We start from the raw sequence: 336 nt of genomic DNA, 5'->3' as shown, positions 1-336 counted from the left end.
ATTCTAGACTAGTAGTTTCAGGCGCAGTTTCGAAGTTGAGCTTCGAGATTTCACACCTGACTTACTGATCCGCCTGCGCGCGCTTTACGCCCAATGATTCCGAACAACGCTTGGACCCTTCGTATTACCGCGGCTGCTGGCACGAAGTTAGCCGGTCCTTATTCTTTAGGTACCATCACTCCTAGCGGGTATTAACCGCTAAGTCATTTTTCCCTAGCAAAAGAGTTTTACAATCCGAAGACCTTCCTCACTCACGCGGCGTTGCTGCGTCAGGGTTTCCCCCATTGCGCAATATTCCCTACTGCTGCCTCCCGTAGGCTGTCTCTTATACACATC

The 336-nt window shown here is 50.6% G+C and carries 1 rRNA gene; it reads right to left on the bottom strand.

Features of this window, described 5'->3' with window-relative positions:
• Positions 1–336, bottom strand: a 16S ribosomal RNA gene (locus ACTHSL_RS13290); the annotation flags it as partial.

This window comes from Neisseria sp. P0008.S010, from assembly GCF_051962715.1.
Classification (GTDB): domain Bacteria; phylum Pseudomonadota; class Gammaproteobacteria; order Burkholderiales; family Neisseriaceae; genus Neisseria; species Neisseria elongata.
This window is presented reverse-complemented; position numbering and strand designations above follow the sequence as displayed.